The organism is Phenylobacterium sp. GW821-FHT12F10 (genome assembly GCF_058806695.1).
On sequence record NZ_JBXAPY010000003.1, the window covers coordinates 599,631 to 617,694 of the forward strand.

At 69.5% G+C, this 18,064-nt stretch carries 22 protein-coding genes and 1 pseudogene; 12 read left to right on the forward strand and 11 right to left on the reverse strand.

The window, feature by feature from the left end; all coding sequences use genetic code 11:
- Positions 1 to 79 precede the first annotated feature (79 nt).
- On the forward strand, positions 80 to 388 hold the full coding sequence (locus AC1RN5_RS19020; protein WP_493042901.1) for a DNA-binding protein: 309 nt from the start codon (positions 80 to 82) through the stop codon (positions 386 to 388).
- Here the strand turns inward: AC1RN5_RS19020 and AC1RN5_RS19025 are convergent.
- Both AC1RN5_RS19025 and phaR read right to left on the reverse strand, forming a co-directional pair.
- Positions 385 to 717 carry a hypothetical protein gene (locus AC1RN5_RS19025; protein WP_493042903.1) on the reverse strand — a complete coding sequence of 111 codons (333 nt, stop codon included), beginning with the start codon at positions 715 to 717 and terminating at the stop codon, positions 385 to 387. The genes AC1RN5_RS19020 and AC1RN5_RS19025 overlap by 4 nt on opposite strands.
- A gap of 40 nt (positions 718 to 757) precedes the next feature.
- Entirely contained in the window at positions 758 to 1,375 is a 618-nt protein-coding gene (gene phaR, locus AC1RN5_RS19030; RefSeq protein WP_493042905.1) for a polyhydroxyalkanoate synthesis repressor PhaR, read from the reverse strand.
- 176 nt (positions 1,376 to 1,551) lie between these two features.
- Between phaR and AC1RN5_RS19035 the strand changes: the two genes are divergently transcribed.
- The 3 genes from AC1RN5_RS19035 (at position 1,552) to AC1RN5_RS19045 (ending at position 4,406) form a co-directional block, all read left to right on the forward strand.
- Positions 1,552 to 2,727 (forward strand): acetyl-CoA C-acetyltransferase, encoded by a 1,176-nt coding sequence (locus AC1RN5_RS19035; RefSeq protein ID WP_493042909.1) that lies wholly within the window; start codon positions 1,552 to 1,554, stop codon positions 2,725 to 2,727.
- 62 nt (positions 2,728 to 2,789) lie between these two features.
- Positions 2,790 to 3,515 (forward strand): acetoacetyl-CoA reductase, encoded by a 726-nt coding sequence (gene phbB, locus AC1RN5_RS19040; protein WP_493042910.1) that lies wholly within the window; start codon positions 2,790 to 2,792, stop codon positions 3,513 to 3,515.
- 117 nt (positions 3,516 to 3,632) lie between these two features.
- Positions 3,633 to 4,406: a DUF4908 domain-containing protein gene (locus AC1RN5_RS19045; RefSeq protein ID WP_493042911.1), complete on the forward strand. Its 774-nt coding sequence runs from the start codon at positions 3,633 to 3,635 to the stop codon at positions 4,404 to 4,406.
- Positions 4,407 to 4,538: 132 nt separating this feature from the next.
- On the opposite strand, the gene gloB is transcribed toward AC1RN5_RS19045, so the two are convergent.
- Complete coding sequence (gene gloB, locus AC1RN5_RS19050; protein ID WP_493042913.1) at positions 4,539 to 5,285, reverse strand: hydroxyacylglutathione hydrolase; 747 nt, start codon at positions 5,283 to 5,285, stop codon at positions 4,539 to 4,541.
- 77 nt (positions 5,286 to 5,362) lie between these two features.
- Between gloB and AC1RN5_RS19055 the strand changes: the two genes are divergently transcribed.
- Positions 5,363 to 6,118, forward strand: a complete 756-nt coding sequence (locus tag AC1RN5_RS19055; protein WP_493042915.1) for a class I SAM-dependent methyltransferase — start codon at positions 5,363 to 5,365, stop codon at positions 6,116 to 6,118.
- A gap of 81 nt (positions 6,119 to 6,199) precedes the next feature.
- A complete protein-coding gene (locus AC1RN5_RS19060; RefSeq protein WP_493042917.1) occupies positions 6,200 to 6,544 on the forward strand; it encodes a P-II family nitrogen regulator in 345 nt (114 codons plus the stop codon).
- A gap of 123 nt (positions 6,545 to 6,667) precedes the next feature.
- On the opposite strand, the gene AC1RN5_RS19065 is transcribed toward AC1RN5_RS19060, so the two are convergent.
- The 3 genes from AC1RN5_RS19065 to AC1RN5_RS19075 all read right to left on the reverse strand — a co-directional run bounded on the left by AC1RN5_RS19065 (position 6,668) and on the right by AC1RN5_RS19075 (position 8,703).
- Positions 6,668 to 7,450, reverse strand: coding sequence for a hypothetical protein (locus tag AC1RN5_RS19065; RefSeq protein WP_493042919.1), 783 nt, complete (start codon positions 7,448 to 7,450; stop codon positions 6,668 to 6,670).
- Between the two features lie 14 nt (positions 7,451 to 7,464).
- Positions 7,465 to 8,007: a hypothetical protein gene (locus tag AC1RN5_RS19070; protein WP_493042921.1), complete on the reverse strand. Its 543-nt coding sequence runs from the start codon at positions 8,005 to 8,007 to the stop codon at positions 7,465 to 7,467.
- Between the two features lie 300 nt (positions 8,008 to 8,307).
- Positions 8,308 to 8,703, reverse strand: coding sequence for a hypothetical protein (locus AC1RN5_RS19075; protein ID WP_493042923.1), 396 nt, complete (start codon positions 8,701 to 8,703; stop codon positions 8,308 to 8,310).
- A gap of 214 nt (positions 8,704 to 8,917) precedes the next feature.
- On the opposite strand from AC1RN5_RS19075, the gene AC1RN5_RS19080 reads away from it, so the two are divergent.
- Positions 8,918 to 9,940, forward strand: coding sequence for a hypothetical protein (locus AC1RN5_RS19080; protein WP_493042926.1), 1,023 nt, complete (start codon positions 8,918 to 8,920; stop codon positions 9,938 to 9,940).
- A gap of 61 nt (positions 9,941 to 10,001) precedes the next feature.
- Here the strand turns inward: AC1RN5_RS19080 and AC1RN5_RS19085 are convergent, their stop codons facing one another.
- Positions 10,002 to 10,424: a MerR family DNA-binding protein gene (locus AC1RN5_RS19085; protein WP_493042927.1), complete on the reverse strand. Its 423-nt coding sequence runs from the start codon at positions 10,422 to 10,424 to the stop codon at positions 10,002 to 10,004.
- Between the two features lie 72 nt (positions 10,425 to 10,496).
- On the opposite strand from AC1RN5_RS19085, the gene AC1RN5_RS19090 reads away from it, so the two are divergent.
- Positions 10,497 to 10,766, forward strand: coding sequence for a hypothetical protein (locus AC1RN5_RS19090; RefSeq protein ID WP_493042929.1), 270 nt, complete (start codon positions 10,497 to 10,499; stop codon positions 10,764 to 10,766).
- A 9-nt stretch (positions 10,767 to 10,775) separates the two neighbouring features.
- Here the strand turns inward: AC1RN5_RS19090 and AC1RN5_RS19095 are convergent, their stop codons facing one another.
- Positions 10,776 to 11,171, reverse strand: a complete 396-nt coding sequence (locus tag AC1RN5_RS19095; protein WP_493042934.1) for a VOC family protein — start codon at positions 11,169 to 11,171, stop codon at positions 10,776 to 10,778.
- 208 nt (positions 11,172 to 11,379) lie between these two features.
- Between AC1RN5_RS19095 and AC1RN5_RS19100 the strand changes: the two genes are divergently transcribed.
- Complete coding sequence (locus AC1RN5_RS19100; protein WP_493042935.1) at positions 11,380 to 11,802, forward strand: YciI family protein; 423 nt, start codon at positions 11,380 to 11,382, stop codon at positions 11,800 to 11,802.
- Positions 11,803 to 11,830: 28 nt separating this feature from the next.
- Positions 11,831 to 11,909, forward strand: a pseudogene (locus AC1RN5_RS19105) (hypothetical protein); the annotation flags it as partial.
- A gap of 82 nt (positions 11,910 to 11,991) precedes the next feature.
- Here AC1RN5_RS19105 and AC1RN5_RS19110 read toward each other — a convergent pair.
- Both AC1RN5_RS19110 and AC1RN5_RS19115 read right to left on the reverse strand, forming a co-directional pair.
- On the reverse strand, positions 11,992 to 12,861 hold the full coding sequence (locus AC1RN5_RS19110; RefSeq protein WP_493042938.1) for an alpha/beta fold hydrolase: 870 nt from the start codon (positions 12,859 to 12,861) through the stop codon (positions 11,992 to 11,994).
- Positions 12,862 to 12,990: 129 nt separating this feature from the next.
- Positions 12,991 to 14,313, reverse strand: a complete 1,323-nt coding sequence (locus AC1RN5_RS19115; protein ID WP_493042940.1) for a cytochrome P450 — start codon at positions 14,311 to 14,313, stop codon at positions 12,991 to 12,993.
- Positions 14,314 to 14,524: 211 nt separating this feature from the next.
- Here AC1RN5_RS19115 and AC1RN5_RS19120 point away from each other — a divergent pair, with 211 nt between their 5' ends.
- Together AC1RN5_RS19120 and AC1RN5_RS19125 are read left to right on the forward strand one after the other, a co-directional pair.
- Positions 14,525 to 15,202, forward strand: coding sequence for a nitroreductase (locus tag AC1RN5_RS19120; RefSeq protein ID WP_493042941.1), 678 nt, complete (start codon positions 14,525 to 14,527; stop codon positions 15,200 to 15,202).
- 167 nt (positions 15,203 to 15,369) lie between these two features.
- The gene (locus AC1RN5_RS19125) at positions 15,370 to 16,986 is read left to right on the forward strand and encodes an NAD(P)/FAD-dependent oxidoreductase (protein WP_493042943.1); all 1,617 of its coding nucleotides are present in this window, start codon (positions 15,370 to 15,372) and stop codon (positions 16,984 to 16,986) included.
- Here AC1RN5_RS19125 and hemE read toward each other — a convergent pair.
- Positions 16,983 to 18,035, reverse strand: a complete 1,053-nt coding sequence (gene hemE / locus AC1RN5_RS19130) for a uroporphyrinogen decarboxylase (RefSeq protein WP_493042944.1) — start codon at positions 18,033 to 18,035, stop codon at positions 16,983 to 16,985. The genes AC1RN5_RS19125 and hemE overlap by 4 nt on opposite strands.
- Between the last annotated feature and the right edge of the window lie 29 nt (positions 18,036 to 18,064).

An 18,064-nucleotide genomic window follows, 5' to 3' on the forward strand; every position in this document is an offset into this window, starting at 1 on the left:
GAAAGCGATCATGGGGCGCCCCGTCGGGATGGTTACCCAAAGGTTCAAGCAAGACCGGCGCCAGAGCGGGCGCGGCTGAATGGCCCTGTTCTTCGATCACGCCTGGTTCGACGCCCGGCTCGCCGAGCGCGGCCTGTCGCGTACGGTGATGGCCGCCGCCGCCGCCATGAGCGAGGCCGACCTGGCCCTCGTCTTCAAGGATCAGCGGGAGCTATCGGCGCAGGAGGTGGGGGTGTTCGCCGAGGTCCTCGGGGTCGCCCCGGCCGAGATCGCGCGGCATGCCGGGGTCTCCACCCCGGTCCCCGGCGGCGGAGCGGAGGCGCGTATCGCGGCCCTGGAGCGGCGGGTGGCGGCCCTGGAGGCCGAGCTCGCCCGGCTGAGGCGCTAGATCTCGGTCTTGGTGGCCGAACCCTTTCGGGCCCGGCGGTCGGCCTTGCCGGACCATTCGGTGCGGCCATAGGCGTTTCTTGCCGCCCCCAGGGTCTCGACGCCGCCGCGCAGGCCGCGCTTCTGGCCGTCCTGGCCCATCAGCTGGGCGCTGAACACGCTGGCGCCCTCGGCGGCGTGGTCGGGGGCGGGGCGCACGGTCTCGCCGGAGACGATGGCCGGCAAGCTGCGGTCGTCGGTGTCGTGCAGCCTTTCGGAGTCGTCCACGCGGGAGCGATGGGCCCGGCGGGCCTGGGCGGCTCTGCGAATGGGGTCGATCGGCGAGGTCATGGCTGCCGATCCTGGCCCCCCGTTCGTTAAAAAATGACGCCTAGGTCTTGGAGATCAGCTTCTCGATCTGGGCCTGCATCTCCTCCATCCGCCGCTTCATCTCGGTCAGGGCCTCGTCGGCGGCCGGGCTGGGGGCGGCTTCGGGGGCCCGGGGCGCGGGCGGCGGCTCCTCGGTGCGGGTGTAGGCGAAGGGCGAGAACATCTTCATGGCCCGGTCGAACAGGGCCAGGTTCTGGCGGATCTGGTCGTCGTAGACCCCGATCCCGGCGCCCTGGCCCAGGGTGGAGAACTGCGAGCGCATCCGCTCCTGCTGCTCGGCGAAGGTCGACAGCGAGAGCTCCAGATAGGACGGCAGGAAGGCCTGCATGGAGTTGCCGTAGAAGCCGATCAGCTGCCGCAGGAACTGGATCGGCAAGAGGTTCTGCCCCTCGCGTCCTTCTTCCTCGACGATGATCTGGGTCAGGACCGAACGGGTGATGTCCTCGTTGGTCTTGGCGTCATAGACCACGAAGTGGACGCCCTGTTTGACCATGTCGGACAGGTGCTCAAGCGTCACATAGGAACTCGACGCGGTGTTGTAGAGCCGCCGGTTCGCGTACTTCTTGATGACCACGCGGTCTTCGTTGGACTTGCCGGTATTGCCCTGAGCGTCCGCCATCCCAGATCCTTCTTTGAGCCCGCCCCCCGCGGCGCGCTCCTATCTTGCGGCGCAGTATCGCGGATGCGAGCGCGTTCGCAAAGCGCGCTCCGGTGGAAGGCGAACGATTTCACCCTCTTGCTCAATCCGGAGCGGTTCTCGATAGATAGGGGCTCACGCGCTTGAAGGAGCCCGCCATGTCCGACGTCGTCATCGTCTCGGCCGCCCGCACCCCGGTCGGATCGTTCAATGGGGCGCTCTCCGCCCTTCCGGCGCATGAACTCGGCAAGATCGCCATCCAGGCCGCCATCGAGCGCGCGGGCATCACCGCCGCCGACGTGGAGGAGGTGATCATGGGCCAGGTGCTGCAGGCCGGCGCCGGCCAGGGCCCGGCCCGCCAGGCCTCCATCAACGCCGGCATCCCGCAGGAGAGCCCGGCCTGGAGCCTCAACCAGCTGTGCGGCTCGGGCCTCCGCGCCGTGGCGCTGGGCGCCCAGCAGATCGCCGACGGCTCGGCCGGCATCGTCATCGCCGGCGGCCAGGAGAGCATGAGTCAGTCGCCCCACGCCTCGCAGCTGCGCACCGGCACGAAGATGGGCGACACCACCTTCGTCGACACCATGATCAAGGACGGCCTGCTGGACGCCTTCCACGGCTACCACATGGGCCAGACCGCCGAGAACATCGCCTCGCGCTGGCAGATCACCCGGGCCGAACAGGACGAGTTCGCCGTCGCCAGCCAGAACAAGGCCGAGGCCGCCCAGAAGGCCGGCAAGTTTGCGGGCGAGATCGCGCCCGTCACCATCAAGGGCCGCAAGGGCGACACCGTCGTCGACCAGGACGAATACATCCGCCACGGCGCCACCCTCGACAGCGTCTCGGGCCTGCGCCCGGCCTTCAACAAGGAAGGCTCGGTCACCGCGGCCAACGCCTCGGGCCTCAATGACGGCGCCGCGGCCCTGGTGCTGATGAGCGCCGACGAAGCCAAGAAGCGCGGCCTCAAGCCGCTGGCCCGCATCGCCTCCTGGGCCAGCGCCGGCGTCGACCCTGAGATCATGGGCACCGGCCCGATCCCCGCCAGCCGCAAGGCCCTGGAAAAGGCCGGCTGGTCGGTGGGCGACCTCGACCTCATCGAGTCCAACGAGGCCTTCGCCGCCCAGTCGATCTGCGTGGTGCGCGACCTCGGCCTCGACCCGGCCAAGGTGAACGTCAACGGCGGCGCCATCGCCATCGGCCACCCGATCGGCGCCTCGGGCGCCCGCATCCTGACCACCCTGCTGCACGAGATGAAGCGTTCCGGAGCCAAGAAGGGCCTGGCGACGTTGTGCGTCGGCGGCGGGATGGGCGTGGCCATGTGCGTCGAGCAAGTCTAGCCGCGGCAAGGCCCAGCGCCGGAGCAACCGGCGCGGGAACAGGTTCTTAGGGAGAGACGGGAATGGCGAGAGTCGTATTTGTCACGGGCGGGACCCGGGGCATCGGCCGGGCGATCTGCGAGCGCCTGAAGGCCGACGGGATGAAGGTCGCCGCCGGCTATTCCGGGAACGAGGAGGCCGCCGCCGCCTGCGCCAAGGAGCTGGGCGTCATGGTGGTGAAGGGCAATGTCGGGAACTTCGAGGACTGCGAGCGGGCGGTGAACGCGGTGATGGCCGAACTCGGCCCCATCGACGTCCTGGTCAACAACGCCGGCATCACCCGTGACGGCGTCTTCCACAAGATGAAGCCCGAACAGTGGTCCGAGGTCATCCGGGTCAATATGGATAGCGTCTTCAACATGACCCGCCACGTCATCGAGGGCATGCGCGAGCGCGAGTGGGGCCGGATCATCAACATCTCGTCGATCAACGGCCAGAAGGGCCAGATGGGCCAGACCAACTACTCCGCCGCCAAGGCCGGGGTGATCGGCTTCACCAAGGCGCTGGCCCTGGAGAACGCCCGCAAGGGGGTGACGGTCAACTGCATCGCGCCCGGCTATATCGACACCGAGATGGTGCAGGCCGTGCCGGAGAACGTGCTGGCCTCGATCATCGCCCAGATCCCCGTGGGCCGCCTGGGCCACGGGCACGAGATCGCCGACATGGTGGCCTTCCTGGCCGGGGAGCACGCCGGCTACGTCACCGGCTCCACCCTGTCGCTGAACGGCGGCCAGTACATGGCCGGCTAGGGTCGATTCCCTTGTGGGAAAAAGGACTGGCGCAGACGAACAAGGCGGTGGGAGCTTGAGCGTAGGCCTATTGGCGTCCAAAAAGCGCCCCAGTCCTCCAGCATCACCTTGCGTCTGATGATAAGCGAACGACCGGCGCAGGCTTGCAAGCTCGCCTTCGTCGCGGCCCTGGCCGCGGCGGGGCTGGCCGGACTCGCAAGCCCGGCCTGGGCGGGCCCCGAGAACCTGCGGGAGAACCTGTTCGGCGAGCGCCAGATGGCGCCGGGTCGCAACACCTCCCCGCCCATCGCCCGCTATGTCAGCCAGGAGGGCGACGTCTTCGTCCTCGACCGCAGCCAGAACCGGCCGCTGCTGAAGTTCCAGGACAGCCCCGAGGTCTGGGCGCTCAAGCCCCAGCCGGCGCCGCGGGGCGACATCATCTACAAGAACGACCTGGGCGAACCGGTGCTGCGGGCCACCCGGCTGGGGGGCCTGACCTTGTTCACCGAGGACCGGCCCGGCGGCACGGCGGCGGCCCTGGCCGGGGGCGGACCGGCCCTGCGGCTGCCGGCGCTCGGCCCCCAGGCCCTGCTGGAGCGGCTGGCCCAGGCCAGCGCCCGGGCGACGCGGGCCGCGCGGCGTCTGATCCCCTTCGAGGCCGACGCCTCGCCGGCCTCCTCGGCCCTGGTGGCCGACGCCGCCCTGGTGGCCTCGGAGGCGGTGATCCGGATGTCCAAGAAGCCGGGCGGGCTGAGCCTCATCAACCGGTTCAACAAGGTCGCCCTGGTGGAGGGCCGCAAGCCCGGGGCGAGCGTGCACCAGGGGGTCATGCACATCACCATCACGCCTGGCGACGGCCTGGCCGGGCGCCCGTCCTCCGACCGCATCATGGCCGCGGCCGGCAGCCGCTGACGTGTCGGTGGCCGCGGAGGGATGAGAGCGCCCTTCAGAGGCCTCCAGGCGCCGACGAACCCCTGATCCGCAAGGGGTCGGGCCGGCCGACCAAGACCGACAGGTGACCGTCGAGGTCCCGACGAACCCCGCTCAGCCCTTGAAACTGTCCTTGGCCGCCCGCACCGCGGCGAAGGCCTCGTGGGGCGGCAGGCCGGGCTTCAGCACCGGGGCGCGCAGGAAGGGGTTGGTCGCCTTCTCCAGGCCGATGGTGGTGGGGACGGTCCACTCGCCCCGCTCCCGGGCCGCGAAGATCGCCGCCGCGCGGGCCGCGAGCGCCGGGTCGTCATCCACCGACAGGGCGAAGCGGGCGTTGGAGGCGGTATATTCGTGGGCGCAGTAGACGGCGGTGTCGTCGGGCAGGGCGGTGAGCCGCGCCAGGCTGGCCCACATCTGCTCGGCCGTGCCCTCGAACAGCCGGCCGCAGCCGAGCGCGAACAGGGTGTCGCCGACGAAGGCCACGCGGTCGGCGGCGTCGAAATAGGCGATGTGGCCGAGGGTATGGCCGCCGGACTCGATCACCTCGAACGTCGTCTCCCCCAGCTTCACCACGTCGCCACCCGCCACCTGGCGGTCGACGGGGGACAGGCGCTCCACCTCGGCGGGGCCGACGACGGTGCAGCCGGTGGCCGCCTTGATCGCCGCGTTGCCGCCGGCGTGATCGGGGTGCCAGTGGGTGTTGAGGATCAGGTCGAGCTTCCAGCCCAGCTTGGAAAGCTCGCCCAGGATCGCCTCGGCGTCGGGGGTGTCGATGCAGGCCGCCAGGCCGCTGGCGTCGTCGCGCACCAGGAAGCCGTAATTGTCCGACAGGCAGGGGAACTGGTGGATGGTGACCGACATGGGCTTCCTCCGGGTTGGACCCTGCCGATTTAGGTTGGGGGTCGCGATAAGTCGAGCACGCCCTTAAGTTCCAACCCATGCGCCGCGACGTCCTCGAGCTCCGACAGTTCTACGCCTCCAAGCTGGGGGCCGCGGCCCGCGAGATGACGGCGCGCAAGGTGCTGGAGACCTGGGGCGACGGCCGGGGCCTGGACATCCTGGGCCTGGGCTACGCCACCCCGTTCCTGGGGCCGCTCGCGCCCGCCGCGCGGCGGGTGGTGGCGGCCATGCCGGCCCAGCAGGGGGTGGAGCTGTGGCCCGCCGGCCCGCGCAACCTGGCGGCCCTGACCGCCGAGGACAGCCTGCCGTTCCAGAACGCCCTGTTCGACCGCATCCTGGCGGTCCACGCCATCGAGGAGAGCCCCGATCCGGTGGCCCTGCTGCGCGAGGTCTGGCGGGTGCTGTCGCCCTCGGGGCGGGTGATCCTGGTGGTGGCGGCCCGCAACGGCCTGTGGGCCAACGCCGAGGCCACGCCCTTCGGTCACGGCCGGCCCTATACGCGGAGCCAGCTGGCCGAGCTGCTGCGGGAGGCCGAGCTGGAGCCCTCCGGCTGGACGCGGGCCCTCTATGTCCCCCCCGTCACCTGGCTGGCCGGCTGGGCCGAGGGCTTCGAGCAGGCGGGCTCGCGGCTGTGGCCGGGCTTCGCCGGCCTGGTGCTGATGGAGGCGGTGAAGCAGACCTTCGCGGTCAAGCCCCGCGCGGCGCGGGCCCGGGTGCGGGTGGCCCGCCCGGCGCTCAATCCCCTGCCGGCGGGGCGGGCGCCTGTTTCGCGGGCGCCTGGCGGAACCGACTAGCCCACCCCTTGGAGCCGGCGGCGGATCGCCCTAGCTTGGAGCTTCACGCGGCCGCTCGACGGCCCATCCGGAGGTCCGCCCATGAAAATGATCGTCGCGATCATCAAGCCCAGCCGCCTCGACGCGGTGCTCGAGGCCGTCACCGAGGCGGGCGCCTCGGGCCTGACGGTCACCGAGGTGCGCGGCTATGGCCGCCAGCGGGGCAAGACCGAGGTCTATCGCGGCGCCGAGTACGAGGTGAAGCTGCTGCCCAAGGTGAAGCTGGAGATCGCCGTCCCCGACGACATCGCCGACGCCGTCATCGAGGCCGTCGCCCGCACCGCCAACACCGGCAAGATCGGCGACGGCAAGGTCTTCGTGCTGGACCTGGAACAGGCGCTGAGAATCCGCACCGGCGACCGGGACGCGGCGGCGATCGCGGGGTAGGGGGGCGGGAGACGAGCGGCTCACCGACCCGCGCGTGATTGCGGCGGCAGGGTGATTGGCTGCACGGTGACGAATCGTGCCAGCGTAGCCCCGAAGGCACTTGTCGGCGTGATTCCTGTCCGCTCAGGGCGGAGCTACCGAGAGCTGATCCGGCCCCGGAGGAATGGGGCGTCGTACCCTGTACTGGACGGCGCCATCGGCGTCGAAGCCGAGAATTTCAACCTCGGCGCCGACAACTGACGCCTCGCCACCGGTCGAAGCCTCAAGTCGGAACGAGCCTGAACTTGCGCGCATGGCGCGGGCCTTGGGCGTCCCGAGATAGACTTGAAGTTCGGCCTTCGTCGAACGGCCGGGCGCTCCGGGTCTGTGGTTGGACCAAAGAAAGACTTCGACTGGCGCGATGAGGGCTTGCCCGACGTCGGCCAGGACGTAGGGAACCGGCGAGGCCAGTCGCTGGGGTCTGCTGAACACACCTGGCGATACATTTCCATCCGTATGGAAGGCCAAGTAGTTCCAATACAGAACGTCCATCGTGGCGTCGTAGACGACGTCGAAGCGTCCGTCGTTGTCGGTGTCCTCCAGGCAAGCTCCCTGATTGGCCTTTAGCGGCGAGCAGAAGATCGCACCGTCGCTCGATGCGCCATGCAGAATGGCGCCCTCCGGGAGATCGACCTGGTTGGCCGTCATTGCGCGCCTGATCGTCGCGCGAACAGGCGCCAGCAGCCTAGCATGCTGCTCGGATCTGGCGGTTTGAACCAGGAGAGGCTCGTCAGGACGTGCGACCTGCGGGCCATCTAAGGACCTCGTCGGTGGCTGGATGACGAGACGCTGGCCGACCCGCTGAGCTTGGGCGGCGCTGCAGGTCAGCGCGAAACCCAACGCGACGATGATGCGGGCTTTCCACATGAGATGGGCTTCCCCTACCGCTCTTTTCGCAACGCGAGTTCACGCTGGTAGACCCGCAGGCAAGTTGCTCCATCTTCAACCGCCAGGTCCGCGGGCGGCCTGTTGGTTGACTGATCCAGCACTTCGAGATCGCACTCCTCGCCCATGGGCGCGTGAGAGACGACGGCGTATTGGTGGCCGGCCAAAGGGGTAAAGGTCGCCCGACGTTGGCAGCTCGGATGGCTCAGCTGCATATAGCCTGCGTTCACATAGTAGAGCGTGGCCGCCATGATGGTGATTGGCTGGTTCGCCGCCACTTGGCGCACAGGGCCGTCGGCCGAGGTCCAGAGTAGGTTGGCGGCGACCTTCAAATCTTCGCACCGGGGCGTCGTCGATACGAAGTAGCTTTGCGTTCCGGTGACCATGGGGCGGGAGGTGTAGCCCTTGTTGAATTGGAGGGCCGCGACCGCGCTGTACGCCCCCGGCGCCATCGCGTCTTCCAAAACTGGCGCCGAGGCGCAACCGACAAGCGCAAGAAGCGCCACGCCCAAACACAAACGCCAAGCCTGCATGCCCATCCGCTTTCAAAGCCAAGGTTGTTATGCAGTCCGCGTCCCACAGTTGTGGCGACGCGTCTAGGGCCACCAGGCGTCGCGCCACAATTGTCGTGAGAGCGCCCTTCCTGCCGGGGCTCGAAGCCCGGTCAGGCCGGTCGCTCGCCCAGGGCAAACGCGGGTCCAAGCCAAGGGCGATTGAGTGCACTGTCACCGCAATCTCGAATGCGACACGCTCAGCTTCTGAAGATCGCGCCCACGGCCAACCGATCTACCGTCGTCGGGATTGGTGCTCCCGTCACCGTATGCCCCACTACCGTAGATCTATTGAGCGGCTCTCCCCGCCGTCTCCGGGGCCAATCGCTTGAGGGCCTGCAGGAGCTTTGGGTCGCTGAACAGGGTGCGGAAATCCGCCGTCTTCCTGCAGGCTCGAACCTTTTCGGCCACGGACAGCTGCATGATCTTCGGATCGAGCTTGTCGATGGTCGCGGTCCAATCGTCTCCGTGCCGCCCCTGCAGCTTGCCCACGCGATAGAGGGCGGACTGCGTGAACGCCAAGGATAGACGTTCGTCCCCTGCCTTCTGAGCGCTCGAAAACCCGGCGATATCGGCAAGAAGGCAAGAGACGTCCTCTTCGTCAGCGCTGCTCAGCTTGCCTTGGCCGCAGGCGCCGAGCAGCGAGAGCGCCGCGGCGGCGCAAGCGAAACGGACTAGGTTCATGCTGGGCGCTCCTCCATTTCCGCTATCCTGGGGTGCAGAGGCTTAAGGTCTGTTTGCTCCGGCCTAGATGCGGCGACGCTGCACGAAACACGTCCGCCGTTACCGGTCGGAGCCGATCCCCAGCCGGTGAGCGGATCGTTTACCATGCCACTTAAGGGGGAATTATCGCGCATCTGCAAAACCTGCCGTAGAGTTGCCCGGGCAGGAGACCACCATGAGAGTACGGACCACAGCGAGCGCGGTGACCGCGGCGGCGGTGTTGTCGGCGGTCCTGTCCCTGGTGACGTTGAGCGGCGCGACGCCCGCCGCGGCGCCGGCCACGCTGGACGCCCAGGTCCTGCTCGGCTTGCGCGGCGTCCTGGTCTATCTGGCCGTCTTCCTGCCGCTGCACTTCGGACTTCGGCGGGCGAGGATCGGCGGGCGCTGGGCCTATGCGGGGGCGGGCGCGCTCGCCGTTCTGATCGCCGTCGGCGGCCAGACGCCGCCATCCGCCTGGCGGATGATGATGACCGGCGGGATGCTCAGCGTCTTCCTGGCCTTCCTGCTGGTGGTGGGCGCGATCATGGGATTCCTCTTCCACTACCGGGCCGGGCTGGAGGCCGAGGGCGACGATCCGGCCCGGCTGTCGCGGGTGCTGGCCTCGCGCGGGGCCGAGGGGTCCGGCGCGGTGTCGGAAGACGGCGCCCTGGTCGACACCGGGGCGGCGGAATATTTCAACGGGCCGCTACAGGTGCGCACCGCCCTGCCGGTGGTGTTCGTGGCCTCGCTGGTCTCCGCCGGGGCCTTCGGCCTGGCGCAGCTGGTGATCGGCGCCGCAGGCGAGATGACCGCCCGGCTGCAGCACGGCGGCGCGATGCCGGTGTCGGAAATGCTGGGCCTGGCCGTGGCGTCCCAGCTGCAGGTGATCGCGATCATGGGGCTGGTCGCGCCGATCCCGTTCAGCGTGGCCGTGCTGCTGGCCCACCTGATCCTGAAGGCCTTGGATAAGCAGTCCTACATAGCCTACCTGATCGCCGGCCTGCTCGCGCCCTTGCTGCTAGTGCTGATCGCCGGCGTCACGGGTCTGCTGTTCGGCCTGGCCGGCTCGCTGCCCCTGGCCATCTCCATGTGCGTCTACCGTCACATGGCCGGCCTCGAACCCAAGCGGGTGAAGGAGGACATCATCGTCCACGACCGCCGCGACCTGGTGGGCGCCGACCACGCGCGTCGGCAGTTCGGCCGACTGATCAAAGGCTAGGGCCGGCGCGGGCGACCTATTTCCGACAGTGTGACCGTAATCGGCGGCCCCGCCGACCAGCTCATCCGGCCGCCGCCGGCAGGGCCGCGAGGTCCTCGAAGACGGTGCAGGGCTCGGCGGGGTTGGCGGCGCAGGCGCCGTCGCAGCGGGACGCCATGCGGGTGAGCGTCGCCTCCAGCTGCTCGAGTTCGACGCGCCGGCGCCGCACCTCGGCCACGTGGGTCTGGAGAAGATCGCGGGCGTCGCCGCAGGCCGACTGGTCGCCGTCAAAGATGCCCAGCAGCTGGCGCACCTCGCCGATCGGGAGCCCGAGATCGCGCGCGCGCCGAATGAGGGTGAGGCGCTGGACCTGCGGCCAGCCGTAGCTGCGGCGGCCGTTGGGGGTCCGGTCGACCGGGCGCAGCAGCCCGATGTCCTCATAGTAGCGGATGGTCGGGGTCGAGCAGCCGGAGCGGACCGCGGCCTGGCCAATCGTCATCGCCATGAAAGTCCCCTTGATCCTCAAGTCGCTTGAAGAGGTAGCACGGGGCCTGTGAAGCTTTTCATGGAGATTGCGATGAAGCTGCGTTGGGGAATTCTCGGCCTGGCGGCCGCCTGCGGCGCCTGCTGCGCGCCGCTGATCGCGCCCCTGCTGGCCGGCGCGGGCCTGGCCGGAATGGTGGGCGGCGGCCGGCTCTTCGGCCTGACCTGGGATCAGATCCTGTGCGTGGGCCTGCCGGCGTTCGGGGCGGTGCTGCTGCTGGCGCTCTGGCTTGGCCGCAGAATGGCGTCGCGCAGGTCGTGCGACTGCGAAACCAGCTGCCGGATGGAGCCGGAGCCACGGTAGAGGCGGGGCCTAGAACGGCCGCTCGGTCTGCCAGATCGCCTCGATGTTGTTGCCCTCGGGGTCGAAGAGGAAGGCCTCATAGCTGGTGGGGCGGCGATAGCCGGGCGGGCCGTTGTCCCGGGCGCCCAGACGCATCCCGGCGTCATGGAAGGCGTCCACCGCCGCCGGCGCGTCGGCGCGGAAGGCGTAGTGGAACCTCGGCTGCCCGGCCTGGGCCTTCCAGTCGGCGTCGCCTTCGCCGATCCAGAGGCGGGTGGGCATGTCCGGGCGCTTGAGGGTCATGGCGTTCAGATCCGGGTGCCGCCGGACGACCACCACCCCCAGCGGCGCCAGGCACTGCTCATAGAAGGGCAGGGTGATCTCGGGGCGGTGGCACTTGATTCCAAAGTGGTCCAGCACGGCCATGCCTCCTGCGAATGACGGTGACAGCGCACTCAAGCGGAAACGGCGGGGGCTCGCAAACCCCTCGCGGCGTCATGGCGCTGGCGTGCGCTGTCACCAGGATCGGGGACTTGAGGACGGGCGCGTGCAAGATCGCCGCGCGATGTCGATTTCCGCCGGGCTCGTTCGTCGTTCCGATGAGCCGCCGACGGGGCGGGCAGGGAGACAGGTCATGCGGGTGATGGTGTTGGCGAAGGCCACGCAGGCGAGCGAGGCCGGCGCGCCTCCCACGATGGAGGCGTTCGAGGCGATGGAGCGGTTCACCGAGGAGCTGGTGGCGGCCGGCGTCCTGGTGGCCGGGGCCGGTCTGAAGAATTCCGGCGCGGCCAAGCGGATCGTCTTCGACGGCGCCGCCCGGACGGTTCTCGACGGGCCCTTCGTCGAGACCAAGGAGCTGGTGGCCGGCTTCTCGATCTGGGAGGTCAAGGACATGGACGAGGCCGTGGCCTGGGCCCGGCGCAGCCCCAACCCCATGCCGGGCCGCAGCGAGATCGAGATCCGGCCGTTCTTCGAGGCCGAGGACATGGCCGACGCCCTGGGCCTGGAGGCTCCCGAGCCGCAGGGCGGGGAGCGCGGGAGGTTGGGGGTGGCCTGAGGAGGGCGAAGGCCTCATCCCACATCGTCATCCCGGCCGCAGCGAAGCGGAGAGCCGGGACCCAGGGGCGGCGCGCTCGGCCCCTGGGTCCCGGATCGGCCTTGCGGCCGTCCGGGATGACGGGGTTGTGGTTCCATGAGCGGCGCGCGGGCCGCAAGGGGAGTTTGCCCCACACGGGAGCCCGCCGCCCTATTCCGCCAGGAAGGTCTCCACCTCCGCCATGAAGGCGTCGAGGCGGTCGTGGTGGACCCAGTGGCCGGCGCCTTCGAAGTTCACCAGGCGGGCGTTCTTGAAGTGCTTGATCCGCCCGTCGACCACGGGGTCCGAGGCCCAGGACTCCGCCCCGCGCACCAGCAGGACCGGGGCGGTGATCTGGCTCCACAGACGGTGCTGGTCGGCGTGGGAGAGGCCGCCGACGCCGCCGCCGCCGGTGTGGTTGTCGAACTTCCAGCTATAGGTGCCGTCCTCGTTCTGGTTGACGCCGTAGAGGGTGAGGTGGCGGGCCTGTTCGGGCGACAGGTGGGGGTTCTGCTGGGCCATGCGGGCCACGGCCTCTTCGAGGCTGGCGTAGCGACGCGGGGTGCGGCCGGAGTTCTTGCGCCGGTCGTCGACCCAGGCGCGCAGGCGCTCCTCCACCGTGCGCTTGGCCTGCTCGGCCATCATGGCCGGCGAGGGGCCCAGGCCCTCGATGGCGACGATCTTGCTCACGCTTTCGGGGAAGGCGCCGCTGTAGTTCAGCGCGATCCCGGCCCCCAGGGAGTGGGAGATGATCGTCGTCGGCGCCATGCCCTTCTGATGGATGATCTGGGCCAGGTCGTAGAGATAGGCGGGCTGGTCGTAGCCGCCCCCCACCGCCCATTCGCTGTCGCCGTGGCCGCGCAGGTCCGGGGCGATGACGTGGTAGCGGTCGCGCAGGCGCTGGGCGACCCAGTCCCAGTTGCGGCAGTGGTCGCGGCCGCCATGCACCAGGACCAGAGGCGGCGCCCCCTCATTGCCCCAGTCGACATAGTGCAGCCGCAGCCGCTGCGAGACGTAGAAGTGGGACGTGGGGCCTTCCATTGACGATCTCCGCGGCAGGGCCGGCGAGGCTTAGCACCCGCGGGCCCGCGGGGGGCAGGGAGATTTGGCATTCCCCGGCCGTCATCCTCGGGACGAGCCCGAGGATGACGGTCCTGAGGGCGAGCCCCCCTAGAGCTTGCGGGGGATCATCACCTGCATGGACTTGTAGCCCTTGACGAAGGTGGAGGGGACGCGCTGCGGCTCCTCCAGCACCTGGATCTCGGGGAAGCGCTTGAGGATCTCCTCCCAGATGATCTTCAGCTGCAGCTCGGCCAGGCGGTTGCCGACGCAGCGGTGGACGCCGAAGCCGAAGGAGAGGTGCTGGCGGGGACGTTCGCGGTCGATGATGTAGGCGTTGGGGTTGGCGATCACCGTGTCGTCGCGGTTGCCCGAGACGTACCACATGACGACATTGTCGCCCTTCCTGATGGTCTTGCCGCCCAGCTCATAGTCCTGGGTCGCCACCCGCTTCATGTGGGCGAGCGGGGTCTGCCAGCGGATGGTCTCCGACACCATGGAGGGGATGAGGTCGGGATTGGCGCGCAGCTTGGCGAACTGGTCGGGGAACTTGTTGAGGGCGTAGAGCGAACCGGAGATGGTGTTGCGGGTGGTGTCGTTGCCGCCGATGGTCAGCAGGATGATATTCCCGAGGTACTCGAACTGGTTCATGTCCTTGGTGGCCTCGCCGTGGGCCAGCATGGAGACCATGTCGCCCTCGATGGGCTCAGCCTTCCGCTCCGCCCACAGGTTCAGGAAGTAGCCGGCATAGGCGGCCATCTCGGCGCGCTTCTCCTCCCAGGAATCGACGACGCCGTCGCCGGGACGCGACATCACCGTGTCCGACCAGCGGGTCAGCTTGCGGCGATCTTCCTGCGGCATGCCGAACAGGGTGGCGAGCGTCATGGCCGTGAGCTCCATGGACACCTTGTCGACCCAGTCGAAGGCCTCGCCGATCGGCAGGTTGTCGAGGATCAGGCCGGCGCGCTCGCGGATCAGGGGCTCCATGATCTTCAGGTTGTGCGGCGAGACCGCCGGGCTGACGGTCTTGCGCTGCTCGTCGTGCTTGGGCGGGTCCATGGCGATGAACATGGTGGGCCCGCCGGTGGGGCCGCCGAAGGGGCCGCCGGTCATCTGGGCGCCGCTGGCCACCAGCTTGGCGATCATCTCCTCGCTGGGGCCCAGGCTGATTCCTTGCGCCGAGGAGAAGACCTCGTGATTGGTGTCGACCGCCATGATGTCGTTGTAGCGGGTGACGGCCCAGTGGGGCTCGAAGTCGCTGGCCGGGGTCCAGTGGACGGGGTCCTCGGCCCGCAGGCGCTCGAAATAGGGCCACATGGCGTCGGCCTGGAAGAGCGCCGACTGGGCCACGTTCAGGCTCTCGATGGGCTGGGCGTAGACCTCGGCGCGGTGGGCGTCGGCCTTGGGGGCGTCCTGGGTGGCGCTCTGGCTCATGGGGGCGTTCCTCGCTTGGGCCAGGTCTTTGAAGACCCGTTGTCCCCACAAGTCGCCGCTTGAACGGCGTTCGACAAGACCTATCGTGACGGGGGCGTCAGTTTTGCGGTCACGTTCCGGTGGGCGTGGGGTTTGGAATTGTGTCGGCGGCGCCCTTAGACTGCGGGCAGGGCGGTCGGCCGCCCGCGCAACGCTCTCCAGGGACCCCTCCATGAAGTTTGACGACGTTATCCTCGGTCGCCGGAGCATCCGCGGCTACAAGCCCGATCCGGTGCCGCGCAAGCTGATCGAGGAGATCATCGCGCTGGCCATGCGGGCGCCGTCGTCGATGAACACCCAGCCGTGGAACTTCTATGTCATCACCGGCGAGCCCCTGGACAGGATCCGCGCGGGCAACACCGAGCGGATGGTGGCGGGCGTGCCGCAGTCGCGCGAATTCCGCCAGGGCCAGCCCTTCGCCGGGCCGCACCGCGACCGCCAGGTGGTGGTGGCCAAGCAGCTGTTCTCCGCCATGGGGATCGCCCGCGAGGACAAGGAGATGCGCCAGGACTGGGTGCTGCGCGGCTTCCGCCAGTTCGACGCCCCGGTCTGCATCATCGTCACCTATGACAAGGTGCTGGACGGCAGCGACGACACCCCCTTCGACTGCGGCGCGGTGACCACGGCCCTGGTCAACGCCGCCTGGTCGCGGGGCCTCGGGGCGGTGATCAACAGCCAGGGGATCATGCAGTCGCCGGTGGTGCGCGAGCACGCCGGCATCGCCGACGACCAGGTGATCATGAAGAGCGTCGCGCTGGGCTGGCCCGACGAGGACTTCCCGGCCAATGCGGTGGTGTCCGAACGCAAGGCGGTGGAAGAGGCCACCGTGTTCGTGGGGTTCGAGGACTAGCTCTCTCGGGTGTCATCCCGGTTTCCGCGGCACGCGGAAGACCGGGACCCATAGACACCGATTTCTCCTGAGGGCCCCGCGCGTCTGGGTCCCGGACAACGCTTCGCGTTTCCGGGATGACACTTGTTGACGGTGCGCCGACGGCCCAGAACCGCTAGAGAACCGCCATGTTGCGGATCTCGGAACTCAAGCTGCCCCTGGACCATGAACCGGACGCCCTGCCGGCGGCGATCCTCGCGCGCCTGGGGGTGGGCGCCGAGGAGCTGCTGAGCTGGTCGGTCTGGAAGCGGGCGCATGACGCGCGCAAGAAGGCGGCGATCCTCAAGGTCTATATCGTCGACGTCGAGGTGAAGGACGAGGCCGCCGTGCTGGCGCGGATGGCCGGGGACCCACACCTGCGGGCCACGCCGGACACCGCCTACAAGCCGGTGGCCAACGCGCCGGCCGGCGGCGGCCCACGGCCGGTGGTGATCGGGGCGGGGCCCTGCGGCCTGTTCGCCGGGCTGATCCTGGCGGAGATGGGGTTCAACCCCATCATCCTGGATCGCGGCAAGGCCGTCCGTGAACGGACGAAGGACACCTGGGGCCTCTGGCGGCGGGGCGAGCTGGACCCCGAATCCAACGTCCAGTTCGGCGAGGGCGGGGCGGGCACCTTCTCCGACGGCAAGCTCTACAGCCAGGTCAAGGACCCGCGCTTCCTGGGCCGCAAGGTGCTGACCGAGTTCGTGCAGGCCGGGGCGCCGGCCGAGATCCTCACCGAGGCCCATCCGCACATCGGCACCTTCCGCCTGGTGACCATGGTGGAGTCGATGCGGGCCAAGATCGAGGCGCTCGGCGGGGAATACCGGTTCGGCTGCCAGGTGACCGACCTGGAGATCGAGACGGGCGCGGACGGCGTCCGGCGCCTGGCGGGCCTGCGCCTGAAGGGCGGCGAGGTGATCGCCGCCGAGCAGGTGGTGCTGGCGGTGGGGCATTCGTCGCGGGACACCTTCGAGGCGCTGCATGCCCGCGGCGTCTTCATCGAGGCCAAGCCCTTCTCCATCGGCTTCCGTATCGAGCATCCGCAGTCCTGGATCGACAAGGCGATGTTCGGGCCCTGCGCGGGGCATCCGGACCTGGGGGCGGCGGCCTATTCCCTGTCGCACCACTGCGCCAACGGGCGGACGGTCTACAGCTTCTGCATGTGCCCCGGCGGCACGGTGGTGGCCGCGGCGTCGGAGCCCGGCCGGGTGGTCACCAACGGCATGAGCCAGTACTCGCGCAACGAGCGGAACGCCAATTCCGGCTTCGTGGTGGGGATCTCGCCGGCCGACTACGGGAGCGACCATCCCCTGGCCGGGATCGAGCTGCAGCGGACCCTTGAGAGCGCGGCCTTCGTCGCCGGCGGCGGCGACTATTCCGCCCCGGGGCAGCGGGTGGGGGACTTCCTGGCCGGCCGGGCCTCCACCGCGCTGGGCGAGGTGGTCCCGAGCTACAAGCCCGGGGTCCGGCCCACCGACCTCGCGGCCCTGATGCCCGACTATGTGAGCGCGGCCATGCGCGAGGCTTTGCCGGTCTTCGGCCGCAAGATCCCGCGCTACGACGATCCCGACGCGGTGCTGACCGGGGTGGAGACGCGGACGTCCTCGCCGATCCGCATCACCCGCGACGCCGACTTCCAGAGCCTGACCCTGCGCGGCCTGTTCCCGGCCGGCGAAGGCGCGGGCTATGCCGGCGGCATCCTCTCGGCCGCCATCGACGGCATCAAGGTCGCCGAGGCCGTGGCGCGGGCGGCCGCGCCCTAGCCCCGCCAGGCCTGGACCTGGGCGACCAGGGCGCCGACGTGTTCGGGCGGTGTGGTCTTGGGGATGCCGTGGCCGAGGTTGAAGACGAAGGGGCCGCCGGTGGCGGCGCGCAGGATGCGGTCGGTCTCGGCGGCGAGCGCCGGGCCGCCGGCCACCAGCAACTGGGGGTCGAGATTGCCCTGGATGCAGCGGCCCTCGCCCTGGATGCGCTGGGCGGCCCAGGCCAGGGGGACGGTGGTGTCCAGGCCGATACAGTCGGCGGGGACCTGCGCCACATAGGCCTCGTAGAGCAGGCCCGCGGCGCGGGGGAAGGCGATCACCGGCACGGTGGGGTGTCTGGCCTTCAGGGCCGCGGTGATGGCGGCGACAGGCTCCATGCACCAGCGGCGGAAGAAGGGCTCGGGCAGGATCCCGGCCCAGCTCTCGAACAGCTGGACCGCCTCGGCGCCGCACTGGATCTGGCGGTCCAGGAAGGCGATCACCGACTGGGTGAGCAGGTCGATCAGGGGCTGGAAGCTGTCGGGATCGGCCAGCGCCCACTGGCGGATGACGGCATGGTCGGTGGCGGCGCCGCCGCGGCCCTCCACCATGTAGGTGGCGATGGTCCAGGGGGCGCCGGCATAGCCCACCAGGGTGACGTCGCTGGGCAGCTCGACGGCGAGCCGGCGCACGGTCTCATAGATGGGGGCCAGGTTCTCGTGCAGGCGGTCGGCGCTGAGATGGCGCCTGATGTCCTCGCCCGAGCGGATCGGCGGGTTCAGGGTCGGGCCCTCGCCCTCGACATAGTCCAGGGTCTGGCCCAGGGCGGCGGCGAGCTGGGGCAGGTCGGCGAACAGGATGGCGCCGTCGAGATGAAAGCGGCGGATCGGCTGGAGCGTGACCTCGACGGCGTGGTCGGGGGAATTGCAGAGCTGCAGCATGCCGCCGGCCGCGGCCCGGGTGTCGTGATATTCCGGCAGGTAGCGGCCGGCCTGGCGCATCAGCCAGATCGGAGGCCGCTCGGTGCGCTCGCCCCGCAGGGCGCGCAGCAGCAACTTCTCCTGGACCATGTCGTCTCCGCCTCCGGTTGAAGCTGCGC